This window comes from Luteococcus sp. (assembly GCF_043424415.1).
Classification (GTDB): domain Bacteria; phylum Actinomycetota; class Actinomycetes; order Propionibacteriales; family Propionibacteriaceae; genus Luteococcus.
Window position 1 is genome coordinate 1 of sequence record NZ_JBHWOO010000175.1, and the last position, 2,635, is coordinate 2,635.

The 2,635-nt window shown below is 65.1% G+C and carries 3 protein-coding genes; all 3 read right to left on the minus strand.

Annotated elements, in window-relative coordinates:
* Positions 1–181 precede the first annotated feature (181 nt).
* Complete coding sequence (locus ACHFFZ_RS10345) at positions 182–1,231, minus strand: hypothetical protein (RefSeq protein ID WP_394276544.1); 1,050 nt, start codon at positions 1,229–1,231, stop codon at positions 182–184.
* Positions 1,231–2,010: a hypothetical protein gene (locus ACHFFZ_RS10350; protein WP_394276545.1), complete on the minus strand. Its 780-nt coding sequence runs from the start codon at positions 2,008–2,010 to the stop codon at positions 1,231–1,233. The genes ACHFFZ_RS10345 and ACHFFZ_RS10350 overlap by 1 nt, the downstream gene beginning before the upstream one ends.
* A gap of 89 nt (positions 2,011–2,099) precedes the next feature.
* Positions 2,100–2,635 (minus strand): hypothetical protein (locus ACHFFZ_RS10355; RefSeq protein ID WP_394276546.1); only part of this gene is annotated, 536 nt, incomplete at its 5' end.

The following is a 2,635-nucleotide window of genomic DNA, read 5'->3' on the forward strand; positions in this document are numbered from 1 at the left end:
GTCTCGCCGGACCCGGCGCGCAGGTGAAGCTCAGTTGGCCGTCGGTGACTTCGATGCGGTCGGTGGTGTCGATGATCAGGCCGTCGTTGAGGGGTCGGGGTTCTGGGGCGCGGATCCAGACTTCGACGACGTCGGCTGATCGTTCGGTGACCACGGTTAGGGGGCCTGTGACTTGGGTCATTTAGACCTCACTTTCTCCGCCGCTGTAAGCGCCGGTGCGGACCTGGTAGATGACGTATCCGTTGGCGATGGTTCCCACTGGTAGGGATTCGGTCCAGGTTGATCCGGGTGACATGTGGCGGCCGCGGGCGTGTACATCTCCGTTGTTGTAGTTGATGACGAGTAGGACCTGCCCGGACCAACCGCCGAGGTTTCGTACCCGGGCTGTTGTGGAGAATCGCGGCATGTCGAGGCGGATAAAGGCGTCGGACTCCGACCTCTCGCGGTCGGCCCACAAGAATCGGGCCATGTCGCGGGACATCGCGACCTGGGCGGTTTGGAGTGCTGTGATAGACCGCGAAAGGGCGTCTCCGGCAGTGGCATTGGCCGCTGAGGCGTTCGTAGCGGCTGTTGCTGCTGCGGTTGCAGCGGTCGATGCTGTTGTCGCTGCTTGGGCGGCTTCTTGTGCTGCGGACGCGGTTGATTGTGCTTGGGCGATGTTGATGTCACGCTGCCTGTCCAGCTGCGCGAGGCGTTCCTGACGCTCTCGTGCGATCTGCTGCGCCAAGTCGTCGTTGTGTCGTCGCAAGGTGGCGGCGTCGCTGATCAACTGTCCGCCGACGTGGACTCGCCACCCGGCGCGACCGTGGTCGCCGGAGGTCATGTCGATGCTGGTGACGGGTAGTTCCATGACTTTTCCCCAGATGAGGACGTCGATGAGGTCGCCGGTGTCGTAGTCGCGGCCGGGGCGCCAGCGGCCAAGTCCTGGGCCTGTGATGTCGCGTTCGAAGAAGGTGTCTCCGGCGACACGCTTCTGGGCGGTGTCGATGACGGTTTCGAGGTCGGAGACGTTGGCGCCAAGGTCGACTGTGGCGTCGGCGCGTACGAAGGTGATGTCGAAGCGGCCGCGGGTCTGGCCTGGGGGTCGGGAGATGTAGCCGTCCTGGAGGCGGTTGTCTTCCTGCTGTTTCTCTCTTCCCTCGGGGAGGATGACCTGGAAGCTGCCGTAGACGAAGGTTCCTGCTCGGCGGCCGACTGTCATCTGGCCTCCATCGGCGATGAGCATCACCATCAGATCACCTCCTGGACTTGCTCGACGCGGACGACGACGGTGGGCAGGGTCAGTGCCAGCCCGGGCGGTTGTGGATCGGTGGGCCACCACATGGTTGCGGAGACGCGGACACCGGCTGCGAGGCACAGTGCGGCGATCTCCTCCCAGAGGGGTTTGTCCGTGGGGCGGATCATGATGTGCGGTGAGGTCTTGCCCGTCGGGATGGGTACGACCTGCACCGGGTGGTCGTCGACACCGGCGACCCGGAAGGCCGCGGCCAGGGACTCGGAGATGAGTCGACGGATGGTGGCCTCTGCCGGCCCCTCAATCGTGGCGCCGTCTGCCACCGTGACGAGCTTGATTCCTGCGAGGTCCCGGGGCTGGTCGAACAAGATTCCCTGGTCCTCCGGCCCCGCCCAGTCGCGGGTGAACGTCGTCCACTCCCCTGTCCAGGTCGTCGGCGCAGACATGGCAGGGATGTCGGAGAGCATGCGCAGCATGTCCGTCCCGTGGACCTCCAGCTGTGCGGGAGCATGTCCCGTACCGCTGGCGACCGCGTGGGTGATCTTGAAAGCTCGGCGCGGTATGCCCGGGCGTTCGATGACGATGAACCTGGTTCGGTCGACGGCTGATACCAGCTGTCCTTGGGCGTCGGTCTGGCCGAGCTGTTCTGCCACGAGCTCGTCGACCATCGGGTGGACGACGCCGGATCGTGATCGGACGCCGAAGGTGGCTTTCACCGATTGGGGTGCGAGGCGGGTCTCGGGTGCGGTGAGGGATTGGGGTGGGGGCAGTGTCATCAGGGGCTGGCAGTTTTCGTCGGCGAGGCCGATCCACTGGCCCTGATCCTGGGCTACTGCTTGTCGGTGCAGCCGGTGGGCGGGCCAGTCTAGAGCCACGGGTCCATCACCCCTATCTGCCATTCGAGGGCAGCGCCCGGTGGCATGACGTAGGTTCGGGACTGCCCTTCCGGGACGACTTCTGGCAGGGCAGACTGGAGCTGGCGCATCAGTGGGTAGTCGATCTCACCGAGCGGGGTGATCACCGCGAGGGACTCGACCGGGGAGAGCAGCAGTATCCGCTCCTCTTCCACGGCCGGGAGGGAGAATGTGGCGCCAGATGGCACAGTGACTGTGCCTCCTGCGCCGCGCCATCTGATCTGAGGGGAGACATCGACGCCGCCGAAATTGGTGACGGTGACCTCGCCGGTTCCGCTGACCATGTCGTGGAGCCATACTCCCTGATCGGAGATCAACTGGATCGGAAGCTCGTCGATGACTCCCTCATCATTCGGCTCGACGTCCGGTGGAGGCAGTGTCGCCGCTAGACGGACCTGCGTCGAGACCCGCCCGTACCGGGGTGAGTGCAGCGACAGGGTGCCCACCAGCGTGCGAGAGAAGCCTGCTCGGAACTCCGCCCAAGTCA